This is a genomic window from Mesorhizobium sp. U510 (assembly GCF_059180695.1).
This window is the reverse complement of sequence record NZ_CP180532.1, coordinates 5,358,887-5,381,416: the sequence shown is the minus strand read 5'-3', so window position 1 is coordinate 5,381,416 and position 22,530 is coordinate 5,358,887. Positions and strand designations below refer to the sequence as shown.

General features: G+C 63.9%; 19 protein-coding genes, 1 other RNA gene and 1 pseudogene. 15 read left to right on the top strand and 6 right to left on the bottom strand.

The window, feature by feature from the left end; translation table 11 throughout:
* Positions 1-97 precede the first annotated feature (97 nt).
* Entirely contained in the window at positions 98-1,006 is a 909-nt protein-coding gene (locus ACLGL5_RS27865) for a LysR family transcriptional regulator (RefSeq protein ID WP_069093454.1), read from the top strand.
* 25 nt (positions 1,007-1,031) lie between these two features.
* On the opposite strand, the gene ACLGL5_RS27860 is transcribed toward ACLGL5_RS27865, so the two are convergent.
* Both ACLGL5_RS27860 and ACLGL5_RS27855 read right to left on the bottom strand, forming a co-directional pair.
* Positions 1,032-2,210: a lytic murein transglycosylase gene (locus ACLGL5_RS27860; RefSeq protein WP_069092488.1), complete on the bottom strand. Its 1,179-nt coding sequence runs from the start codon at positions 2,208-2,210 to the stop codon at positions 1,032-1,034.
* Between the two features lie 121 nt (positions 2,211-2,331).
* Entirely contained in the window at positions 2,332-3,132 is an 801-nt protein-coding gene (locus ACLGL5_RS27855) for a glycoside hydrolase family 25 protein (RefSeq protein ID WP_027047027.1), read from the bottom strand.
* A gap of 289 nt (positions 3,133-3,421) precedes the next feature.
* Between ACLGL5_RS27855 and ACLGL5_RS27850 the strand changes: the two genes are divergently transcribed.
* On the top strand, positions 3,422-4,801 hold the full coding sequence (locus tag ACLGL5_RS27850; RefSeq protein WP_069092487.1) for a serine hydrolase domain-containing protein: 1,380 nt from the start codon (positions 3,422-3,424) through the stop codon (positions 4,799-4,801).
* On the opposite strand, the gene ACLGL5_RS27845 is transcribed toward ACLGL5_RS27850, so the two are convergent.
* The 3 genes from ACLGL5_RS27845 to ACLGL5_RS27835 are packed head-to-tail and all read right to left on the bottom strand — an operon-like array spanning position 4,802 to position 10,445.
* Positions 4,802-5,485 (bottom strand): class I SAM-dependent methyltransferase, encoded by a 684-nt coding sequence (locus tag ACLGL5_RS27845; protein WP_069092486.1) that lies wholly within the window; start codon positions 5,483-5,485, stop codon positions 4,802-4,804.
* A complete protein-coding gene (locus tag ACLGL5_RS27840; RefSeq protein ID WP_069092485.1) occupies positions 5,482-6,780 on the bottom strand; it encodes a BtaA family protein in 1,299 nt (432 codons plus the stop codon). Before ACLGL5_RS27840 ends, ACLGL5_RS27845 begins: the two co-directional genes overlap by 4 nt.
* A 32-nt stretch (positions 6,781-6,812) precedes the next feature.
* The gene (locus tag ACLGL5_RS27835; RefSeq protein WP_069093453.1) at positions 6,813-10,445 is read right to left on the bottom strand and encodes a hydantoinase B/oxoprolinase family protein; all 3,633 of its coding nucleotides are present in this window, start codon (positions 10,443-10,445) and stop codon (positions 6,813-6,815) included.
* Between the two features lie 181 nt (positions 10,446-10,626).
* Here ACLGL5_RS27835 and ACLGL5_RS27830 point away from each other — a divergent pair, with 181 nt between their 5' ends.
* The 7 genes and pseudogenes from ACLGL5_RS27830 (at position 10,627) to ACLGL5_RS27800 (ending at position 14,475) form a co-directional block, all read left to right on the top strand.
* The gene (locus ACLGL5_RS27830) at positions 10,627-10,839 is read left to right on the top strand and encodes a hypothetical protein (RefSeq protein WP_019859105.1); all 213 of its coding nucleotides are present in this window, start codon (positions 10,627-10,629) and stop codon (positions 10,837-10,839) included.
* A gap of 164 nt (positions 10,840-11,003) precedes the next feature.
* Entirely contained in the window at positions 11,004-11,723 is a 720-nt protein-coding gene (locus ACLGL5_RS27825) for a J domain-containing protein (RefSeq protein WP_027047025.1), read from the top strand.
* Positions 11,720-12,475: a peptidoglycan recognition protein family protein gene (locus tag ACLGL5_RS27820; RefSeq protein ID WP_064983794.1), complete on the top strand. Its 756-nt coding sequence runs from the start codon at positions 11,720-11,722 to the stop codon at positions 12,473-12,475. The genes ACLGL5_RS27825 and ACLGL5_RS27820 overlap by 4 nt, the downstream gene beginning before the upstream one ends.
* Positions 12,476-12,686: 211 nt before the next feature.
* On the top strand, positions 12,687-13,391 hold the full coding sequence (locus ACLGL5_RS27815; RefSeq protein WP_027047024.1) for a lytic transglycosylase domain-containing protein: 705 nt from the start codon (positions 12,687-12,689) through the stop codon (positions 13,389-13,391).
* A gap of 77 nt (positions 13,392-13,468) precedes the next feature.
* Positions 13,469-13,868: RNase P RNA component class A (gene rnpB / locus ACLGL5_RS27810), an RNA gene on the top strand.
* Positions 13,869-14,035: 167 nt separating this feature from the next.
* A pseudogene (locus ACLGL5_RS27805) lies at positions 14,036-14,311 on the top strand (type II toxin-antitoxin system ParD family antitoxin).
* Complete coding sequence (locus tag ACLGL5_RS27800; RefSeq protein ID WP_210184886.1) at positions 14,308-14,475, top strand: hypothetical protein; 168 nt, start codon at positions 14,308-14,310, stop codon at positions 14,473-14,475. Before ACLGL5_RS27805 ends, ACLGL5_RS27800 begins: the two are co-directional and overlap by 4 nt.
* 8 nt (positions 14,476-14,483) lie before the next feature.
* Here the strand turns inward: ACLGL5_RS27800 and ACLGL5_RS27795 are convergent, their stop codons facing one another.
* Positions 14,484-15,599, bottom strand: a complete 1,116-nt coding sequence (locus ACLGL5_RS27795) for a cystathionine gamma-lyase (protein ID WP_069092484.1) — start codon at positions 15,597-15,599, stop codon at positions 14,484-14,486.
* 407 nt (positions 15,600-16,006) lie between these two features.
* Between ACLGL5_RS27795 and mraZ the strand changes: the two genes are divergently transcribed.
* The 6 genes from mraZ to ACLGL5_RS27765 are packed head-to-tail and all read left to right on the top strand — an operon-like array spanning position 16,007 to position 22,522.
* Positions 16,007-16,465 (top strand): division/cell wall cluster transcriptional repressor MraZ, encoded by a 459-nt coding sequence (gene mraZ / locus ACLGL5_RS27790; RefSeq protein ID WP_019859099.1) that lies wholly within the window; start codon positions 16,007-16,009, stop codon positions 16,463-16,465.
* The gene (gene rsmH, locus ACLGL5_RS27785; protein WP_019859098.1) at positions 16,462-17,478 is read left to right on the top strand and encodes a 16S rRNA (cytosine(1402)-N(4))-methyltransferase RsmH; all 1,017 of its coding nucleotides are present in this window, start codon (positions 16,462-16,464) and stop codon (positions 17,476-17,478) included. Before mraZ ends, rsmH begins: the two co-directional genes overlap by 4 nt.
* A gap of 3 nt (positions 17,479-17,481) precedes the next feature.
* The gene (gene ftsL, locus ACLGL5_RS27780) at positions 17,482-17,877 is read left to right on the top strand and encodes a cell division protein FtsL (RefSeq protein WP_010910261.1); all 396 of its coding nucleotides are present in this window, start codon (positions 17,482-17,484) and stop codon (positions 17,875-17,877) included.
* On the top strand, positions 17,874-19,583 hold the full coding sequence (locus ACLGL5_RS27775; protein WP_038647732.1) for a peptidoglycan D,D-transpeptidase FtsI family protein: 1,710 nt from the start codon (positions 17,874-17,876) through the stop codon (positions 19,581-19,583). The genes ftsL and ACLGL5_RS27775 overlap by 4 nt, the downstream gene beginning before the upstream one ends.
* A 54-nt stretch (positions 19,584-19,637) precedes the next feature.
* Positions 19,638-21,092 (top strand): UDP-N-acetylmuramoyl-L-alanyl-D-glutamate--2,6-diaminopimelate ligase, encoded by a 1,455-nt coding sequence (locus ACLGL5_RS27770; protein ID WP_069092483.1) that lies wholly within the window; start codon positions 19,638-19,640, stop codon positions 21,090-21,092.
* Positions 21,089-22,522: a UDP-N-acetylmuramoylalanyl-D-glutamyl-2,6-diaminopimelate--D-alanyl-D-alanine ligase gene (locus ACLGL5_RS27765; protein WP_038647729.1), complete on the top strand. Its 1,434-nt coding sequence runs from the start codon at positions 21,089-21,091 to the stop codon at positions 22,520-22,522. Before ACLGL5_RS27770 ends, ACLGL5_RS27765 begins: the two co-directional genes overlap by 4 nt.
* The last annotated feature ends 8 nt before the right edge of the window (positions 22,523-22,530 follow it).

Here is a 22,530-nt window from a genome sequence, read left to right as displayed (position 1 = left end):
TTTACCTGCGATGTGGCCGATGGCTGAGAAATAGCGGCATGCAATTGATAAGATAATGACCTATTATCTGATTGGCTTGTTAATCCATGGATACACAGTGCGCGGATCCGAATTCACTGAGCTCAAGGCATTTTCCGCCATCGTCGAAGAGGGCAGTTTCGTCCGTGCCGCCGCAAGGCTGCGTGTGTCGCCGCCGGCGCTTAGCCAGTCGATCCGGCAGTTGGAGATGCGCATCGGCGTCAGGCTCCTCAATCGCACGACGCGCAGTGTTTCCGCGACCGCGGCAGGCGACGCGCTTTTTTCGCGCCTTGCCGTCGCTTTTGGCGAACTGGAAAGCGCCATTGCCGATGTTCATGCAGCGCGCGATCGGCCGGCGGGTTCGCTACGCATCAATGTGCCGCGTGTCGCCGCCGTGCGGTTCATCGCGCCGATCCTCGGGGACTTTCAGCGCGCCTATCCCGATATCGCGCTGACCGTCATCGTCGACGACACGCTGGCCGACATTGTCGAAGGCCGGTTCGATGCAGGAATCCGGCTCGGCGAGCGGCTGCAGAAGGACATGGTGGCGGTGAAACTGAGCGAGGATTTGCAGATGGCCGCGGTGGCCGCTCCCGCCTATCTCGAGAACCGGGCCATACCGCGTCATCCGCAGGAACTGCACCAGCACCAATGCATCAAATTCGAGTGGCCGGGCGGCGGCAACCTCTACCGATGGGAGTTCGCGCGCGGCAAACGGGCCCTCGAAATCGCCATCGAAGGCAGCCTGACCGTCAACGATACCGAGCTGATGCTCAATGCCGTGCTGGATGGCGTGGGCATTGCCTACATGTTCGAATACCAGGTCCGGCCCTGGATCGAGCAAGGCAGGCTCGTCCGTTTTCTGGAAGCCTGGTCGCCGAGTTTTCCCGGCTTCTATCTATACCACCCAAGTTCACGGCACGTGCCGCCAGCCTTGCGGGCGTTCATCGATTTCGTGCGGGCGAGGAGAGCAGGCGCTAGCCGGTAGCGAGGGCCTCAAGAATGGCGGCCCCTCACTGCTTCGCCAAAAGCTCCGGTGTCGGCCAGCCGTCCACCGGCAGGCCAAGCCGCATCTGCTCCTTGCGGATCGCTTCGCGGGTGTTGGTGCCCAGAATGCCGTCGACCGTGCCGACGTCGTATCCCCGGGCCTCGAGCTTGGTCTGCAGCGCCTTCATCTGCTCGTTGTTGAGGCCTTGGTCCGGGGTGCGCGGATCAAGCGGCGGCGCGCCGGCGAGCCGCGCGGCGAGGTTGGCCGCGGTCAGCGCGTAAGTGAAGGACTGGTTCCATTCGAGATAGACATCGAAATTGTCATAGGTGAGGAAGGCCGGACCCTTGCGGCCCATGGGCAGCGCCAGGCCGGCCTTCAGGCCCTTGTCGACGAGCGGCGAGCCGTCGGGATTGGTGACGCCCCACTGCGCCCACTGCGTCAGCGGCAATTTGTTGGTGCGCCCGGTCTGATCCCAGGGCATCTCGTCGGGCACCCGCACTTCCTGTATCCAGGGTTCGTCGCGCTTCCAGCCGCGCGACAGCACCTTGTTGGCCGTGGTCATGATCACGTCGGGCACGCTGTTGCGCAGGTCGATCTTGCCATCGCCGTCGCCGTCGACGCCCCGGGCCAGATAGTCCGAAGGCAGGATCTGCGTCTGGCCGATCTCGCCGGCCCAGGCGCCCTTGACGTCGGCCGGCAGCACGCCGCGATCGATCAGCTCCAGAAGCGGCACCAGCTGCTGGCGGAACAGCTGCGGGCGGCGGCAATCATGCGAAAGCGTCACCAGCGCGCTCAGCGTGTGGAAATCGCCCTGCACGGCGCCGAAATCGGTTTCCAGCGCCCAGAAGGCGGTGATGACCGGCGCCTGCACGCCGAACTGCTGATCGGCGCGGGCGAAGACATCGGCGTATTTCTTCATGTTCGCCGCACCTTGCTTCAGCCGATAGGCCGAAATCATGCGGTTGGAGAACTCGATGAAGGTCTGGGTGAAGACGCCCTGCGCGCGGTCGCGCGCCAGCGCCCGCTCGTCAAAGGTGGCATCTTCCAGCGCATCGAGACCCACGGCGCCGACACCGGCCGCCTTGGCTTCCGCCGCCACGCCCTGTTTCCAGGTTTCGAAGTCGCCGCCGCATTCCTGCGCCATCGCCGGCAAGGCCGTGGCGCACAGGAATAGCGCCGCGAGGGCTTGGGAACGCAGTCGCATCAGCTTCCTTTCGAAACGAAGAGGGCATTGTCGCGCTTGGCTGGAAACCCAATGCCCCGGATTACCGGCGGTTGCACTCTTTACCGCTGGCTGTGTCGAAAAGCAGGCGGCAGGCCCGGTGTCAACGGGTGTTCTGCCGCAACCACTTATTCCATGCGGCTTCCGAGCCGTTGAAGACGTTGATGTCTGATTTGCCGGTCATGCCGGGAACGATGCCGGTTCCGGTGTATTGCCAGAAGGTGAAGGGGTGGCTGCCGTATTTTTCGCGCGGGTGGCCGGCGACCGAGCGCAGCCAGTAGGGGTAGCCGCGGAAGCTCGACAGCTCGTTGTCGTCGAAGAAGTCGACAGAGGTGTAGATGATCGGCTTCTTGCCGTAATGGCGCTCGACGATCTGGAGGAAGGTGGTCATCTCCGCGCGCACCGTGGCGGCGTCGGGACGCAGCCGGCAGGTCGGCGATTTCGGGTTCCATTCCATGTCGAGAACCGGCGGCATGGCGGAGCGGTCGACGGGAACGTTCTGGATGAACCAGCGCGCCTGCTGGGCAGCCGGAGTGCAGAAATAGAAGAAATGATAGGCCGCGCGCGGAACGCCGGCGGCTTTCGTGCGCGCCCAGTGCTCGTTGAAATACTCGTCGAAGCGGTCGCCGCCTTCGGTGGCCTTGATGAAGGCGAAGGAAATGCCGCTCGCCTTGGCGGTCGGCCAGTCAACCGAGGTCTGGTATTTGGAGACATCGGTGCCGTGAACGGCATAGTTCCACGGCGCGCCGCTGTCCCATTCATGCGGCTTGGAATCCTCGAAGCGCGGCGCGCGTACGGCGACCGTCGGGCTGCTGGACCCGGACGGCGACAGCGGCGACAGATCGTCCACGGTCGAGCAGGCGCCAAGCAGCGTCAGCATGAAAAGGGCCGCAAGACGGCGCATCACAACTTCCAAGCCGGAAACAGCCGGTCGCTGATGGGTCTGTGAACCGATGGCCGACGATTGGTCGAGCCCCCTCCGGGCGATCGCCCCACAGCATCGCCCAGTCTATCCCTTTTTGTGCATGTCGTGGTCCCAAAACCGCAGCGCACTTTCGGGCGACATGCCTCCTGTGATCGCCGATCATGGTTGAGAATCCGTTGACGGCGCTCGACAAGTGCCCTGATTTTGCGGAAGCAATGGCGGCAATTCGATGACATAAGGGGCCGGCGAAAGTCCGGGAGGAAGCGGAATGCGGTTCGTCGTCAAGATCGTCAGATGGCTGCTTGGCCTGATCGTTATGGCGGTCGCCGGGCTGTTTGCCTGGCTCTACATCGCGCCGCCAGAACTGATCCGCGTCGGTTCCGGCTATTCGGCCAAGATCGTCTGCTCCAACGTCTTTATTGCCGGGCGCGATGCCAACGAAGTGCTTGCCGTCGACGTGCAGGCGCCCGGCCACCCGCTGCTGCGGCTGATGCGGGTCTCGGTCGACAAGAACCGGGGCACCGTTTCGGCGGGCCTGCTGGGCTTCCTCGGCAAGAGCGAGGCGGTGTCGCGCGATGGGCTGGGCTGCGCCTCGATCCCCGACGGCGATGTCGGCAAGGCGCGGCGCACGACGGTCCATGTCGAGCCTTCGCCAACCAGCCGGGATACGCTGTGGCCCGAAGGCGAGCGGGTCGAGGCATCGCAGGATCCGGTGATTGCCAAGCTGCTCGACGATGCGGCGCTGACCGGTTCGGGCATGCGCGCGGTGGTCGTGGTCAAGAACGGCCGCGTCGTCGCCGAGCGCTATGGCGACGGCTTTTCGGCCAAGACGCCGCTGCTCGGCTGGTCGATGACCAAGACGGTGAATGCCGCCATCGTCGGCACGCTGGTCAAGGACGGCAAGATGGCCGTCGACAACAAGGGCCTGTTCGCGCCGTGGAAGGCGGACGGCCGCGCGGCGATCAGCCTTGCCGACATGATGGCGATGTCGAGCGGTCTGGAGTTCAACGAGGACTATGGCGACGTCGCCGACGTAACGCGCATGCTCTATCTCGAGCCCGACATGGCGGGCTTTGCCGAATCAAAGCCGCTGGCAGGCGAGGTCGGCAAGGTGTTCTCCTATTCGAGCGGCACGGCGGTGATGCTGTCGCGGCTCTGGCAGGACGCGATCGGCGACAAGGCGAAGGCGCTGACATGGCCGCGCACGGCGCTGTTCGGGCCGCTCGGCATGCACAGCGCCGTGCTTGAAACCGACGAGCAGGGCACCTTCGTCGGTTCGTCCTATCTCTACGCCACGGCGCATGACTGGGCGCGCTTCGGCCAGTTCCTGCTGCAGGGCGGCGTGTGGAACGGCAACCAGGTCCTGCCGACGGGCTTCGTCGACTGGATGCGCGAGCCGGCGCCTGCCTCGAAAGTCTACGGCAAGGGCCAGTTGTGGATCGAGGCGCCGGGCGATGAGGAAAATCCCGGGGCCGGCGTCGCGGCAGGCCTGCCAAAGGACACCTATTGGATGGAGGGGCATGACGGCCAGACCGTAGCGATCATTCCGTCGGAGCAGCTGGTGATCGTGCGGCTGGGGCTGACACCGGCCAAGGTCGGTTATCGCCCACAGACGATGGTGGGGGCGCTGGTGAAAGCGCTGCACTAGCTAGTTGCGCGGTCCAATTACGCCAAGCCAGGCATAACCGCGATAAAGCGTGAGGAAACGGAAGGTTGCGCCGGTTCGCCGAGATTCCGATTCCAGAACTTCGCGCAGCGATTCACGCGGCGTGACGTGGAATTTACTGAGCCAACCGCGCAGCAAGGTCCGGAACCAGCCCGGCAGGCCTTCCTGCTGGCCGAAATCGACGATGTGCAGCGAGCCGTCGGGGGATAGCGCGGCGAGTGCCGCCGACACCGTCTTTTCCCAGCCTGGGATCATCGACAGCGAATAGGAGACGAAGACCCGGTCGAAGCGCTCGATGCCGTAAAGGGAGCCCGCATCGAAATCGGTAGCGTCGCCTCTTGCCAGCGTGACGCGGCCGGACAGGCCTTCGCGGTCGATCGCCTTGCCGGCCGTCTCCAGCATCTCGGCCGAGATATCGAGGCCGAAGAAGCGGGCACCAGGGTAGCGACGGGCGGCCAGGATGATGTTGCGACCGGTGCCGCAGCCGAGTTCCAGCACGGTGCCGCCTTGTGGCACCTCAAGCCCATCGATCAGCCGGTCGCGGCCGAGCAGATAGTATTTGCGGGTCAGGTCGTAGATGTGCCGCTGCCAGTGGTAGACGCCGTCCATCAGCTCGGCATGATTGGCCTTGAATGCGGGGCTGGGCGGCAGCTCGGTCGTGCTCATGCGGCGCGCTTCACGTAGAGGTGGAAGCCGCCATAAATGGCGGAGCGGTCGCGGGTCGAGAATTCGCGTGAGGCCTCGTCCTGATAGTCCCACTGGTCGAGCAGCGAGGTCGAGACGCGGCCCGGCAGCAGGCTGGGTTCGGCGGCGGTGCGGAAAATGACGCGGGCGCCTGCGGAGGCGGTGCGGCTGATTTCCGACCACAGCGCGTTGAGCTGGTCGTCGGTCATCCAGTCCTGCGCATCGAGCAGGATGAAGCGGTCGACGGTGCCCGCATCCTTGCCGGCGAGGAACTCGATCAGATTGGCATGGTGGATGGCGACGCGGTCGACATTGCCGCGAATGGCGTCGTAGTTCTGCTTTTCCAGGTAGGCAGGCAGGGCGGCCTCGCCGGGCTCGGGATAGCGGCGGGCAAAGGCCTGCCAGGCGAAATAATTGTTTTCCAGGGGAAAATCGCAGGCTAGCTTTTCCAGCCGGGCCTTCAGCACGCTGGCCATGGTGCCGTCGCCAGACGTGATCAACGAATCGTATTGCGCCGGCGGAATGCCGAGGCCGAACAGCGAAGCCTTGCGCGACGTCGCCCATTTCAAAAGCTTCCTGTCGAAGACCGGCGCCAGTTCCTCGTTGAAGAAGCGGCGCTGCTCGGCGATATTCCTGGCTTCCATCATGCGGGCCGGGTTGACGCCGAAGAACTTCGCCGTGCGATGGCCCATGGCGATGAACAGGCCGAGCAGGCCGGTCTGGTAGAAATTGCGGTCGAAAACACCGATCCGACGGCGACCGCGCCAGTTGCGGCGTTCCCAATAGTGGCGGCTGACCGGATCGAGATGCGGCGCGATGAAACGGTCATAGGCTTGCGAATTGTGGCTGGTGTCGGCGGCGCCGAAGAAGCGGAACAGGTCGCCCTGCGAGGGCAGGCGGCGCACCGCCTCCAGCTTCATGCGGTTCAGCGCGACATGGGCGGCGTTGAGGTCGACGGCTTCGATCCGTGCCGGCGATCGGGTGAGGTAGGCCAGGATGTTGCAGCCACCGGAAGCGATCGTGACGATGCGATGGCCCTCACCAAGCTGCATGGCCTCCATGTCGACATCGGGGTCTTCCCAGATCTGCGGATAGACAAGGCCGGAAAACAGGAAGGCGAACAGCCGCTCGGAAATGCCGGCTTTGGAAAGCGCGCGGTTCTGGTAGACGGCCTTTCCAACTTCCTTGCCGCGGCGAAAAACCAGATCCGAGGAGACGTCCGTCATGGCAAAGTGATTCCCCATTTGCTTTGCCGCAAGCGGGTAGCGCAGCGTCATGACAGGCCGGTGACAGCCTGTTGACGTGTTCTTTACAGCTTGCCAAAGCCCCCCGGCGTCGGCGTCGTCAGGATCACTGCATCGCCGGCCTCGAGCACGGTCTGATCACAGGCCTTCAGCATCTCGATCGCGCCGTCCTTGCGGCGGATCTTGGTCGAGCCGACCTCGCCGTCGCCGCCGCCGTCCAGTCCCTGCGGCGGGCGGTTGCGGTGCGAGGACAGGATCGCGCATTCCATCTTCTCGAGAAAGCGGATGCTGCGTTTGGTGCCGTCGCCGGCGCTCCATTTACCCTTGCCGCCGGATCCCTTACGGATGTGGAAATCCTCCAGCACCACGGGAAAGCGCAGTTCCAGCACTTCGGGATCGGTGAGGCGAGAATTGGTCATGTGGGTGTGCACGCCGGAGGTGCCGGCAAAGCCGCGGCCGGAGTTCATATGGCCGGCCGGTGAGCCGGAGCAGATCGTCTCGTAATACTGGTACTTCTTGTTGCCGAAGGTCAGGTTGTTCATCGTCCCCTGCGCATTGGCCATCGCGCCCATGGCGCCGAACAGCGCGTTGGTGACGTGCTGCGAGGTCTCGACATTGCCGGCAACGACGGCGGCAGGGTAGGCGGGCTTCAGCATACAGCCGTCGGGAATGACGATGTTGATGGGCCGCAGGCACCCGGCATTCATCGGGATCATGTCCTCGACCATGACACGGAAGGCATAGAGGACCGCGGCGCGGGCCACCGGCTCCGGCGCGTTGAAATTGTTCTTCATGACAGGCGATGTGCCGGTGAAGTCGACGGTTGCCTCGCGCTTTTGCCGGTCGACCGATATCTTCACCTTGATCACCTGGCCGGTGTCCGTTGGATATTCATAGGCCGATGTATCGGGCAGCCGCTCGATCACCCGCCGCACGCTCTCGGCCGCATTGTCCTGGACGTGGCTCATATAGGCCTCGACGACATCGAGGCCGAAATGCGCGACCATCTTGCGCAGTTCGGCGACGCCTTTCTCATTGGCGGCGATCTGCGCCTTGAGGTCGGCAATGTTCTGGTGCGGGTTGCGGGCCGGGTAACGATGGTCGGTGAGTAGCGCATGCAGCTCTTTTTCGCGGAATTTGCCGCGGTCGACGATGCGGAAATTGTCGAACAGCACGCCTTCCTCGTCGACCGTGGTGGCGAGCGGCGTCATCGAGCCGGGGGCGGTGCCGCCTATATCGGCGTGGTGGCCGCGCGAGGCCGCCCAGAACAGGATCTCCTTCTGGGCGTCGTCGAACACCGGCGTCACCACGGTAATGTCGGGCAGATGCGTGCCGCCATTGTACGGTGCGTTCAAGGCAAAGACGTCGCCCGGGTGGACGTCGCCGGAGTTCAGCCGGATGATGGTTTCGACCGAGCGGTCCATCGAGCCGAGGTGCACCGGCATGTGCGGCGCGTTGGCGACCAGAGCCCCTGTATGGTCGAAGACGGCGCAGGAGAAATCCAGCCTTTCCTTGATGTTGACGGAATAGGCAGTGTTCTGCAGCGTGACACCCATCTGCTCGGCGATCGACATGAACAGGTTGTTGAAGACTTCGAGCATGACCGGATCGGCTGATGTGCCGAGGGCGGCGGCACGCGCCTTCTTTTCTGTACGGCGGATCACGACATGGTTGAGGTTGGTGATTTCGGCCTGCCAGCCCGGTTCGACGACAATGGTCTGGTTCGGTTCGATGATAAGGGCGGGGCCGGCCACCAGATTCGATGGGCGCAGGTTCTCGCGACGATGGATGCCGGCTTCATGCCACCGGCCCTCGGTGTAGATGCGCCGCGTTCCGGAAGCGCCGGCTTCAATCCGTGCGGGTCCGGCGGGCGCATAGGCCTCGGCGCTGCTCTGCCCGATTTCGCTGCCTTCGACGCCAACCGTCTCGACGATCATCGGCTTGTCGTCATAGACGAAGCCGAATTGCGCCTTGTGGGCGATTTCGAAGTCGCGCTTTGCCTGGAAAATCGAGTCGCTTTCGAAATTCACCGGCAGTGTCGTGTCGGTGCCGTCATAGCGGATGTGCAGGACGGGCTTGGCGGCAACCGTGTCCTCGGCGATGCCTTGCGCGGCCAATTCGGCGATCACGGCCTTTTTCAAGGTGGCGATGAGGCTGGCGATCTCTGTTCGGGACTCCTCGGCAAGCGGTTTGAGCAATGCCTGCTGGCGCGAGGCAAAGACCGATGCCAGGCCGATGCCATAGGCCGAAAGCAGGCCGGAGAAGGGGTGGATCAGCACCGCTTCCATGCCGAGCGCATCGGCGACCAGGCATGCGTGCTGGCCGCCGGCCCCGCCGAAGCAGTTGAGCAGATATTCGGTGACGTCGTAGCCGCGCTGCACGGAAATCTTCTTGATGGCGTTGGCCATGTTCTCGACGGCGATGGTAACGAAGCCTTCGGCAACCGCTTCCGGCGAGCGGCCGTCACCGATCTGGTCGGCCAGGGCCGCGAATCTTGAGCGCACGGTCTCGACATCGAGCGGCTGGTCCTGGCCGCGGCCGAAGATCGCCGGAAAGAAATCGGGCTGCAATTTGCCGAGCATCACATTGGCGTCGGTGACGGCGAGCGGGCCGCCGCGCCGGTAGGCGGCGGGGCCGGGATTGGCGCCCGCTGAATCCGGCCCGGCGCGAAAACGGCCAGCCTCGTAGTGCAGGACCGAGCCGCCGCCGGCGGCGACGGTGTGGATGCGCATCATCGGTGCGCGGACGCGCACGCCGGCGACTTCGGTGTCGAAAGCGCGCTCGTACTCGCCATCATAGTGGGCAACGTCGGTGGAGGTGCCGCCCATGTCGAAGCCGATGACCTTGCCGAAGCCCGCGAGCTTGGCCGTCTCGACCATGCCGACGACGCCGCCGGCCGGACCCGACAGCAGCGCGTCCTTGCCCTGGAACATGTCGGCGGCGGTGAGGCCGCCCGACGACATCATGAACATCAGGCGAGGGGACTGGTCGCCGTCTCTCGCGGCGCCCAACTCTCCCGCCACCCTTTGCACATAGCGTGACAGGATGGGCGAGAGATAGGCGTCGACCACGGTGGTGTCGCCGCGGCCGACCAGCTTGATCAGCGGCGAGACCTCATGGCTGACCGAGACTTGGGCGAAGCCGATCTTGCGGCAGACCTTTGCCACCGCCTTCTCGTGATCGGGGTATTTCCAGGCATGCATGAAGACGATGGCGACGGCATCGATGCCGTCGGCCTTCGCCTGCTCGATCGCCGGCCGGCAAGCGGCGATGTCGAGCAGTTGTTCGACGCAGCCGTCGGCGAGCACGCGCTCGTCGATCTCGATGACGCGCTCATAGAGCTGCTCGGGAAGGATGATCTCCTTGGCAAAGATGTCGGGCCGCGCCTGGTAGGCGATCCTCAGCGCGTCGCGAAACCCCTTGGTGATGAGCAGGAGCACGCGGTCGCCCTTGCGCTCCAGGAGCGCGTTGGTGGCGACCGTGGTGCCCATCTTGATGTCGCCGATCAGCCCGGACGGGATCGCGGCGCCAGGATCAACGCCGAGCAGGTCGCGGATGCCCTGGATGGCCGCATCGGCATAGGCTTCGGGATTCTCCGACAGAAGCTTGCGCGGATGCAGCCCCCCTTGCGGATCACGGCCGATGACATCCGTGAAGGTGCCGCCCCTGTCGATCCAGAAATCCCATTTCGCGGCCATGGCGGCTGTCTCCGGCATTTTTCGTTTTCAGCTTTCGTTGTTAATGCGCCAATGCGCCGGCAGCAACGCATCCCGTTGATGTTACACGCGGAAACGCAACGTTACGAAACTCATGGCCGTGTCGCGCATTTCCTCTTCGACCGTTCACCGCAACGTGAGCGTGTATTGAAGGAGAGATATTATGAAAAAGCTCATTCTGGCTTCCGTGTCCGCTCTTGCCCTGCTGGGCGTCGCGGCCTGCAGCGACAGCGGCAAGGGCACTGACACCACGACAACGCAGAGCACCAATCCGCCGGCTGCCGAGCAGCCGATGAAGCCTGCGGCTCCGGCCGACAATTCGACCAAGCCTGCCGAGCCGGCTCCGGCAACGCCTGCTCCTGCGCCCGCGCAGTAGTTTGTAAAGCAGTAAGAGTGTCTTGGGAGGAAGGGCCGGCGTCTCGCCGGCCTTTTCTTGCAAAGGCAGCCACCTGGACCGACCAAGGTGCCTCTGGTTCACGGACCCGGCAGCGGCCGTTATTGGCTTGATAGCGGGGACCGGTTGGTTCTATGAAGCGGGCCATGTCGATTTGGGACCGCCTCGGCGAGTTTATCACACGCGTATCGTCTTCAGCCTCGTCGGGCGTTGCCGATGTCGTGGAGGCCGTGCGCACGGTTTTTTCCGGCGATGCGGACCTGCGCCGCCGCGTCGCCTTTTCCGTGGCGATGATCGCGCTCTCGGCCAAGATGGCCAAGGCAGACGGCATCGTCACCCAGGATGAGGTGCGCGCCTTCCAGGAAATATTCGAAGTGCCGCCGAAGGAGACGCGCAACGTTGCGCGGCTGTTCGATCTCGCCCAGCGGGACGTGGCTGGGTTCGAAACCTATGCCGAGCGCATGGCGCAGTTGTGCGGTTCCGGGCATTCCAATTGCGTGATGCTGGAAGACATACTCGACGGCCTGTTCCACATCGCCAAGGCCGACGGGCTGGTGCATGAACGCGAAGGCATCTTCCTGCACCGTATCGCCGAGATCTTCCGCATCGACGAGGCCCATTACGAGTCGATCCTGGCCCGGCACGTCAATCTTGGCGCCGGCGACCCCTATGTCGTGCTCGGCATCGAGCGCGGCAAGCCGTTCGAGGAGGTCAGGAAGCGGTACCGCAAGCTGGTCTCCGACAACCATCCCGACCGGCTGATCGCGCGTGGCCTGCCGCAGGAATTCATCAAGATCGCCACGACCAGGGTCGCCGCGATCAACGCCGCCTATGAGATGATCGAGCGGGGCCTGCGGCACGTATGAGCGGCTTCCTGCCCGACGAGCCGAGCGCCGAGGTCAGGGTGTCGCCGAATTTCGGGCCACGGCGCGATACGCTGAAACCCGACATGATCGTGCTGCACTATACTGGCATGCCCACGGGGGCCGGAGCGGAAGCCTGGCTGTGCGATCCGGCGAGCGAGGTTTCATCGCACTATCTCGTCCACGAGAGTGGCCACATCGTGCAGATGGTGCGGGAAAGCGACCGCGCCTGGCACGCCGGCAAGAGTTCCTGGTTCGGACGCACCGATATCAATTCCTGCTCGGTGGGCATCGAGATCGTCAATCCTGGCCATTCGCTGGGCTATCCCGGGTTCCCTCGGCGCCAGATCGAGGCGGTGATCGGCCTGTGCAATGGAATTACCGCGCGGCATGCGATCCCCGCCATGCGGGTGCTGGCGCATTCCGACGTGGCACCCGGCCGCAAGATCGATCCGGGCGAGAAGTTCCCTTGGGCCGCCCTGTTTGCGGCCGGTGTCGGCCATCTTGTGCCTGCTGCACCCATCAGGCGCGGGACCGCGCTGAAGCCCGGCGACAGCGGTGCCGATGTCGAGGCGTTGCAGTCTATGCTGACGCTCTATGGCTATGGTGTCGAGATATCGGGTGTTTTCGACCATCAGACGCGGATTGTCGTCGAGGCCTTCCAACGGCATTTCCGGCCCCGTCTGGTCGACGGGCTGGCCGATGGCTCGACCATGCGCACGCTGCAGAAGTTGCTTGCCTCGGTGAGCGGCTAACCCAGGGCAGGGCGCCGCCCAAGTAATCTTTTTCCCCTGTCAGGTTACAAACTGTCACTCAAAGTGACTTGCCCCGCCTTCATTGCCGCCAATTCGGGCCTCAAAGGGCAATTCGTACAGTTTGTCGGACCTCTAGCCCCCCGGATGTTCCGCTATTAATCAAGCAGCGCCACGCGAACATCTTCGCGTGGTCCAGACAGAACAGGATCACATGCAGAAATTGACCGTTGTAACGGCAGCTCTTGCTGCCGGCGTAGTGACTTTTGCCTTCAGCGCGGCCGATGCCGCGACATGGAGCCCCCGGGCCGATCAGGGGCTCGTCGCGGTGACCAAGGGCAAGGCCATTTCAGCCAAAAGCAGCAGGAGCCTGAAGGCAACGGCGAAGCACGCTTCCGCCAAGGTGGAAAAAGCCAGCTGGACCAAGGCGAAGAAATCCTCCGCCAAAAGGCAGACGAAGCGTGGCCGCAAGACCGTCGACATGACGACAACGGCATCGATCGGTCTCAGGAATGTCGCTGCGTCGACGGCAGCGGTGGCCAGCAGCGGCCAGTATTCCGCTATCGTTGCCCGCTACGCGGCAAGCTACGGCGTTCCGGTATCGCTGGCCAACGCCGTCATCACGATCGAGAGCAACTATCGGCCGAACATGGTCGGCAGCGCCGGCGAGATCGGCCTGATGCAGATCAAGCCGGCGACGGCGCGGATGATGGGCTACAACGGTTCGGCCAAGGGCCTGTTCGATCCCGACACCAACATCAAATACGGCATGAAGTATCTCGCTTTGGCGCAGAACCTTGGCGGTGGCACGACTTGTGGCACGATCCTGAAATACAATGCCGGCCATGCCGCGACGCGGATGAACCCAGTTTCGGCCGCCTATTGCAGCAAGGTCAAGGTTCAGATGGCCGCGCTTTGATAGCAAGTTGCGAGAGCCGGCGGACAAGTCGGCTTTTTCATTTGCGTTTTCCCGGCTGAACCCCTTTATACGCCTTGCCAGCTGGCTGGGCGGCCGCACTCGCAAACGCCGAAAGGCCGCGAGTGAGGAAAGTCCGGGCTCCATGGAGACACGGTGCCGGTTAATGACCGGCGGGGGCGACCCCAGGGAAAGTGCCACAGAAAGCAAACCGCCACGACTTTGTCGGGGTAAGGGTGAAAGGGTGGGGTAAGAGCCCACCGCGCGACTGGCAACAGGAGCGGCACGGTAAACCCCACCGGGAGCAAAACCGAATAGGGGCGGTGCGAGGGGAAACCCTCGAGGGCTGTTTCCGGCTCACCGTCCGGGTAGGTTGCGTGAGGCGTATGGCAACATGCGCCCAAGATGAATGGCCGCCACGTTCTCGTCCCGCAAGGGGCGAGGGCCATACAGAACCCGGCTTACAGGCCAGCTGGCAGTTTCGTCCCTCGAAGAGAAATCCTTTTGAGATCAGCAGGTTGCGCCCTCGGGCGCGCCTGTCGATTTAAGTCTTTTCAGCTATTTGCAAGCAAGTCGGCAATCGGCCAACGCTTGAACCTGGTGCGATTAAATCGTACCATCTGCCGAATGGCATCGGGAGCCTATCCATGGGGCAAGTCGACAAACGCAGCATCACGCTGTCGCCGGAACTGGCGCAAGCGTGGACGATGTCGTTGCCGCCGGCGAATATGCTTCGGCGAGCGAGGTGATCCGCGAGGCGCTGCGGCGGTGGAAGGACCGTCGCGATCTCTTTCGGCTATACGGTTGAGGAACTGCGCAAGTTGGTGCAGGAAGGGATCGACAGCGGGCCGGGACGATTTGCATCGATGGATGAAATCAAGGCCGAGGCACGGAGACGCTTGCGATCTGACGACGCGGCATGAATTTTCTGCCTATCGTTCGGAACGCACGAGCTGAAGATGATCTGATCGCGATCTGGCTTCATATTGCGCGCGACAACGAGGCCGCAGCCGATCGGCTGCTCGACCGCTTCGAGGCGCGGTGGCACGGCCATCGCAACATCGAGGCCGACGACCTAGCTTCGTGACCAGTCCGTCAGGCGCCGATCCCGTCCAGCGACGTCTCAATGGCCTTCCAGAGCTCTTCCACCGGTTCGCAGCCGACTGACAGGCGTACAAAGCCGGGCGGTACCGCATCGCCTCGCTTCGAGCGTCGTTCGGCCGAAGTGTGGACGCCGCCGAAGGAGGTCGCGGCCTCTATCAATGGGCAATTGTTGATGAAATCCTCGGCTTTGTCCTCCGAGGCGAGTTCGAAGGAGATGAGGAAGCCGAAGCGCTCCATCTGGGCGCGGGCAAGGTTGTGCGACGGGTCGCCGTTCAGGCCGGGAAAACGCAGGCCGCGCACCGCGCGATGTTCCTTCAACCGCTGCGCGATCGTTTCGGCGGACGAGCACATGCGGTCGAAACGCACCTCCAGTGTTTCGAGGCCGCGATGCACCAGCCAGGCCTCGAACGGCCCGGGAATGCCGCCGGCCATTGCGCGCCAGTCCGTCACCTTGGATATGATGCCGGCGTCGCGGCTGGCGACGTGGCCGAACAGCACATCCGAATGGCCGTTGACCGCCTTGGTGTCGGCGGAGACGACGATGTCGGCGCCGAAGTCGAGCGGACGCTGGCCGAAGGGCGTCATCGTCGTGTTGTCGACGACAAGGATCCCGCCTTGTTCGTGGACAGCCTTGGCGATCGCCGAGATATCGCAGATGTCCAGCCGCGGATTGGACGGGGTTTCCACGAAGACCAGCGAATAGCCTTTGAAACCGCCGTCAAGGAAGGTCGGCGTCGGCCTGGTATCGCAGGTGATGCCGAGCGGCTTCAGGAAGCGTTCGGCCATCGCGCGCGTCGCGTGATAGCCGTCCGCCGGCAGGAGCACGCGATCGCCCGATTTCAGGAGCGCGAAAAACACCGAGGAAATCGCGCCCATTCCAGAGGGAAAACTCAAGCATTGCGCGTCTTCCAAATGGCCGAGCACATGTTCCACGGCGCGCCAGGTTGGATTGTCGTAGCGGCCATATTGATCGACCCCGGTCTCTACGCCCGGCGTGTGAAAGATCGAAGCCATGATCAACGGCAAGGGGATCGGATCGCCACTGGCGAAATCGCGGCTGCGCAAATGGGACAGTTCGGCGGCGCGTGACTTTGCCGTCTCGGACATGAGCTCGATCCTTGTTTTTTGGGCGGAAGACGTCGCTCGACGCTATGCGCGCGGGTGATCGGCGGCAAGCCGGGTCTTTTGGGCCAGCGGGCTCTAAACGCTTCGTTAGGCTTAATGGATCATAAAGACGAGACGTGCCGTAACGGCTGCTCGGATTGGTCGCGATGCGCGTGTTTGTGAAGCCTATTCCCGTTGACGCCCATAGTACCCCATGATATCCCATCGAGACATCAAAGCCTTCGTTCCGCGTCAGGGTAAAGCGTACGCCAGTCGGGCAGCCGCGGCGGCTGCGCGTTTGCCGGTTTTTGGCCATGCGGGCGAGGCTGATACGGGGCAGGGAACGCGCTGCGGCGGCGCGTACGAGACGATGAAGAGGGGTGCGGCGGCGCAAGCGGCTGTAGGGTTTAATGGACCGGTTTCTGTCGAACACGGTGAGCAGGATCGATGCGAAGGGGCGGGTGTCCGTTCCTGCGCATTTCCGCGCCGTCGTGCAGAAGCGCGGCTATTCGGAACTCTATGCACTGCGCTGCCTGGACCTGCCGGCGATGGATGTCGGCGGGCTGGATCTGCTCGACCGCTACGAGCAGCGCATCGCGCAGGAAGATCCCTTCCTGCAGACGGCGGACGACATGTCGTTCTTCTGCCATGGCGACGGAGCGTTCCTGAAACTCGACCAGGACGGCCGCATCACGATGAGCGATTTCATTCGCGAGCATACCGGCATCTCGGCGGAGGTGGCCTTTGTCGGGCGCGGCAATTTCTTTCAGATCTGGGAGCCGGGACGGCTTGCGGCCTATGGGGCGCAGGCGCGGGCCAGGCTGTTGCAGCTTCGGCAGGGGACGAAGCCTGGGGAGCGACCGGAATGACGGTGGGCCACGGCGATGACATCCACGCCGTTGGCGGATCGGTCCGCCACATTCCGGTCCTCCTTGGCGAAGTGCTCGAGGCACTGGAGCCGGCGAAGGGCGACATCATCATCGACGGCACGTTCGGCGCCGGCGGCTACACCAAAGCCATTCTGGCGACCGGCGCTTCGGTCGTCGCCATCGACCGCGATCCCGACGCGATCGCTGCCGGGCGCGATCTCGAGGCACAATCGGGCGGCAGGCTGAGACTGGTGCAGGCGCCGTTCTCGACGCTGGACGAACATGTCGAAAGCGCCGACGGCATCGTGCTCGACATTGGTGTGTCCTCCATGCAGCTCGACCAGGCCGAGCGCGGCTTTTCCTTCCGCTCCGACGGGCCGCTCGACATGCGCATGGCGCAAGCGGGCCTGAGTGCGGCCGATGTCGTCAATAGTTTCAAGCCGGGCGACCTTGCCCGCATCTTCGGCTTCCTCGGCGAGGAGCGCCACGCCGGCCGCATCGCCCGCATGATCGAGGCGCGCCGCGAAAAGAAGCCATTCGAGCGCACGCTGGAACTGGCCGACGCCATCGAGACGCATATTGGCCGCGCGCCGAAGGACAAGATTCATCCAGCGACCCGCGTCTTCCAGGCGCTGCGCATCTACGTCAATGACGAACTCGGCGAACTGGCCAAGGCGTTGTTCGCGGCCGAACGCGCATTGAAGCCCGGCGGGCGTCTGGTTGTGGTGACGTTCCATTCGCTGGAAGACCGCATCGTCAAGCGCTTCATCGCCGACCGCGCCGACGTCGCCACCGGCTCACGTCATTTGCCCGAGGCGCATGCGCGCACAGCGACCTTTCGCAAGGCCGGCGGTGGCGTGACGGCGGGCGATGCCGAGGTCGCTGCCAATCCGCGCGCCCGCTCGGCCAGGCTGCGCGCGGCGATCCGCACCGAAGCGCCGGCGCGCGCCGGCGATTTTTCCATTTTCGGCCTTCCAAAGCTTCCCGGCATCGATCGGCCGGGGGAGAGGTAGCACGTGTTCCGTACCAGCGACATTGTCCTGATCGCCGTCATGGTTTCGGCGGCGGCCCTGACCTACAAGACCAAGCGCGAGGCCGAGGATCAGTTGGCGGCGGTGCAGAAGATCCACAACCAGATACGCTACGAGGAGGAGACGATCGACCTGCTCAAGGCCGACTGGAGCCTGCTCACCCAGCCTTCGCGGCTGCAGAAGCTCGCTGAGCTCTACAAGTCGCAGCTCGCGCTCGAGCCGGTCAGCGCCCGCCAGATCGTCGGCTTGAGCGATCTGCCGGCCAAGGCCCTGGATATCCAGGATATTCTGAACGGACGCCAGGGCGGCATGGCCGACAATTCCGACAAGGCGCCTGCGGACGGCAAGGATCCCGTCGTGACCGGAGGCATCGCCCAATGATCGGCAAACTGCTGAAGCGTCGCCCCAGGACGGGTGAAGATGGATCGATTGTCGTCGAGGGCGCCCGCAAGGCGACCGGCGGCAAGGGCAAGGCGCGCATCGTGATGACGATGGCGGTGTTCTTCGGCATCTTCTCGACCATTTCTGGGCGGCTGGTCTACCTCGGCTTCCAGACCCCCGATTTGTCGGGCGGCCCGCAGAGCCGGATCACCGCCTCGCGGCCCGATATCGTCGACCGCAATGGCGAAGTGCTGGCGACCGACATCAAGACGGCGTCGCTCTTCGCCGAGCCGCGCCGCATCGTCGATGCCGACGAGGCGATCGAGAAGCTGTCGACGGTGCTGCCCGAGATCGACTACGAGCAGACCTACCACAAGCTCAAGAGCGGCGCCGGCTTCGTCTGGCTGCAGCGGCAGCTGACGCCCAAGCAGCAGGCCGACATCATGCAGCTCGGCATTCCCGGCTTCGGCTTCCGCACGGAGAAGCGCCGTTTCTATCCGAGCGGCGAAACCTCATCCTACATTGTCGGCCTGACCAACATCGACAATCAGGGCATCTCCGGCATGGAGAAATATATCGACGAGCAGGGCCTGAGCGACCTGCAGGCGTCGGGCCTGGCGGTGGCCAAGGATCTCAAGCCGGTGAAGCTGTCGATCGATCTGCGCGTCCAGCATGTGGTGCGCGACGAAATCGCCGCCGGCCTGGAGCGCTACCGCGCGATCGGCGCCGGCGCCGTCGTGCTCAACGTCAAGACCGGCGAAGTGATCGCCATGGCCTCGGTGCCGGATTTCGATCCGAACAATCCCTACAATGCACAGGAAAAAGATCGGCTGAACCGGATGTCGGCGGGCCTCTATGAGATGGGCTCGACCTTCAAGAGCTTCACCTCGGCGATGGCGCTCGATTCCGGCAAGGCGACGATGAACAGTCGTTTCGACGCGTCGCATCCAATCCGGGTAGGCCATCAGGCCATTCACGATTTCCACGGCAAGAACCGTGTGCTGTCGCTGCCGGAGGTGTTCCTCTATTCGTCCAACATCGGGTCGGCCAGGGAAGCCGAGCTGGTGGGCATCGAGGGGCACCGGGAATTCCTGCATCGCCTTGGCATCCTGGAAAGGATGCAGACCGAACTGCCGGAAGTCGCCCGCCCGACCGAACCGAAGGTCTGGAAACAGGTCAATTCGTTCACCATCGCCTTCGGCCATGGCGTATCGACGACGCCGTTGCAGGCGGCTGTCGGCTGCGCGGCACTGATGAATGGCGGCTATTTGATGAATCCGACCTTCCTGGTGCGCACGCAGCAGGAAGCGATGGCGATTGCCAAAAAAGTCGTCAACGAAAAGACGGTCGAGGGCATGCGCTACCTCTATTCGCTCAATGCCGAGAAGGGCTCGGCCAGAAACGCCAGAGTCCCAGGCTACCGCGTTGGCGGCAAGACCGGAACGGCCGAAAAGGTCATCAACGGCCGCTACTCTAAAGACCTGAATTTCAATACCTTTGTCGCTGCCTTCCCGATGGACGATCCGCAATATCTGGTGTTCACGATTGCCGATGCGCCGCACCCGGAAAAGCCCGGGATGACCGACGTCGCGGCCGCGAATGCGGGGGTCATAGCGGGTAATATCATCAGGCGGTCGGCGGCCATGCTTGGCGTGAAACCAGATTTCAGCCATGAAAATGGTGCAACGTTGGTTTCCTACGAGTGATTCTTAGGGCGCGCCGGCGACTGCGCGCTATTTTATTGCGGTGAACGGAACTCGATGAAGCTCAGAGATCTAGCCGGTGTCCTGCCAGTCGAAGGAACAGCTTCCGCCGATCTGGAGGTTACCGGGATTTCGTCCGATTCCCGCCAGGTAAAACCGGGCGTCGTCTTTTTTGCGCTCGCCGGTACCAAGGCGGACGGCGCGGCTTACGCTGCCGACGCGGCCAGGCGCGGCGCCCTAGTGATCGTGTCAGGCAAAAGCAGTTCCATCGCCGGACTGCCGGTTCCGGTGCTGGCGGTCGACGATCCGCGCCTGGCGCTGGCGCTGAGTGCCGCCCGCTATTTCGGCAAGCAGCCGCAGACCATGGTGGCGGTGACCGGCACCAGCGGCAAGACCTCGGTCGCCGCCTTCACCAGGCAGATCTGGGAGCAGGTGGGGTACGCCGCGGCTTCGATCGGCACCACCGGCGTGGTGGCGCCCGGCCGCAACGACTATGGCTCGCTGACCACGCCCGATCCGGTTGCCCTGCATCAGCTGCTGCGGGAATTGGCCGATGCCGGTGTTACCCACGCTTCGATGGAAGCCTCCAGCCATGGGCTCGACCAGCGCCGTCTCGACGGGGTGAAGCTCGCCGCCGGCGGCTTCACCAACCTTGGCCGCGACCATATGGACTACCATCCGACGGTCGAGGATTATCACCGCGCCAAACTGCGCCTGTTCGACACGCTGCTGCCGAAAGGCGCGCCCGCGGTCATCTTCGCCGACGATCCGTGGTCGGCGCCGACGATCCAGGCGGCCCAGGCTGCCGGGCTCAAGGTGCTGACGGTTGGCCGGCATGGCGATTTCCTCACGCTGAAGCGGGTCGAGCACGAACGCCATCGCCAGCGCGCCGAGGTCGAGGCCGAGGGCGTGCTTTACGAAATCGACCTGCCGCTGGCCGGCGATTTCCAGATTTCGAACGCGCTGGTTTCGGCAGGGCTCGCCATTTCCACGGGAACACCTGTCGCCAAGGCATTGGCCGCATTGGAAAAATTGAAGGGAGCGCCGGGTCGGCTCGACCTCGTTGGCACCACGGTCAGTGGTGCGCCGGTCTATGTCGACTACGCCCACAAGCCCGATGCGCTGGAAAACGTGCTGGCTTCGGTCCGCCCGTTTACCACTGGTCGCGTCATGGTCGTGTTCGGCTGCGGCGGTGACCGCGACCGGGGCAAGAGGCCGATCATGGGCGAAATCGCCACCCGGCTTGCCGATGTCGTCATCATCACCGATGACAATCCGCGCTCCGAAGTGCCCGAAACGATCCGCGCCGCCATTCTGGCCGCCGCACCCGGCGCCATCGAGATCGGCGACCGGCGCAAGGCGATCCACGAGGCTGTCGCCATGCTTCATGCCGGCGACACGCTGATCGTGGCCGGCAAGGGGCACGAGGAAGGCCAGACGATCGGCACCGAAACCCTGCATTTCTCCGACCACGAGGAAGTCCGCGCGGCGCTGCGGGAGCGTGCCGCATGAGTATGCTGTGGACCTCCGAGGCGCTGGTCGCCGCCATGGACGGGCGGCCGCTCGGGCCCATGCCCGAGGGCATATCGGGCATTTCGATCGACAGCCGCAGCCTGCAGCCGGGTGACGCCTTCTTCGCCATCAAGGGCGAGGCGATGGATGGTCACGACTTCGCCACCGCGGCCATCAAGGCCGGCGCCGGCGTGCTGGTGGTGGCGGAAGGCAAGCTGCCGTCGCTCGGCCGGCTGACGGCGCCGATTATCGTCGTCGAGGACGTGCTGGTTGCATTGGAAAAGCTTGGTGTCGCGGCGCGCGCCCGCTCCCAGGCCAAGATCATCGCGGTGACCGGGTCGGCCGGCAAGACCACCACCAAGGAAGCGCTGCGCCATGTGCTGTCGGCGGTCGGCAAGGTGCATGCCTCGGCGCAGTCCTTCAACAACCATTGGGGTGTGCCGCTGACGCTGGCGCGCATGCCCGATGATTGCGACTATGCGGTCTTCGAGATCGGCATGAACCATCCCGACGAGATCCGGCCGCTGGTGAAGATGGTGCGGCCGCATGTCGCCATCGTCACCATCATCGCGGCGGCGCATCTCGGCTTCTTCCGCAATCTCGACGAGATCGCCAAGGCCAAGGCCGAGATTTTCGAAGGGTTGGAGCCAGAGGGCGCGGCCGTCCTCAACCGCGACGATGCGCGCTTCAAGCTGCTCGACAAGATGGCGCATGCCGCCGGCGTCGAGCATGTCTACGGCTTCGGCGAGAACGCGCGCTCGACCTTCAAGCTTACCAGATGCGAATTGCATGCCGACCATTCCGACATCGCCGCCCGGATTGGCGGTCATGACATGATCGCCCGCATCGGCGCGCCCGGCCGGCACATGGTGCAGAACGTGCTGGCGGTGCTGGGCGCGGCGCAACTGGTCGGCGCCGATCTCGACAAGGTGGCACTGGCACTGGCCGATCTGTCAGCCGAGCGCGGCCGCGGCAAGCGCCATGTGTTGCGCCACCCCGGTGGGCCGATCACGCTGATCGACGAGAGCTACAACGCCAATCCGGCTTCGATGGCGGCGGCGATGGCGCTGCTCAACGCGACGCCGGTGACGGGTGAGGGGCGCCGCATCGCCGTGCTCGGCGACATGCTGGAACTTGGCGAGCATTCGGCCAAGCTGCATGCCGCCCTTGCCGATCTCATCGTCGGCACCGGCACGCAGACCGTGTTTCTTGGCGGCCCCGAAATGCGGGCACTGGCGGAAGCGCTGCCTGAGGACATCAAGACGGAATACCGCGCCGGCGTCGAGGAATTGAAGCCGGTGCTGCTTGCCGCGCTGAAGCCGGGCGACGTGGTGATGATCAAATCGTCGAAGGGCATCGGTTTTGCAAAACTGGTCGATGCGCTGCTGGGCAAGTACCCGGCTGAAACGACAACCAGCAAACTGACCTAGGTCGAGTC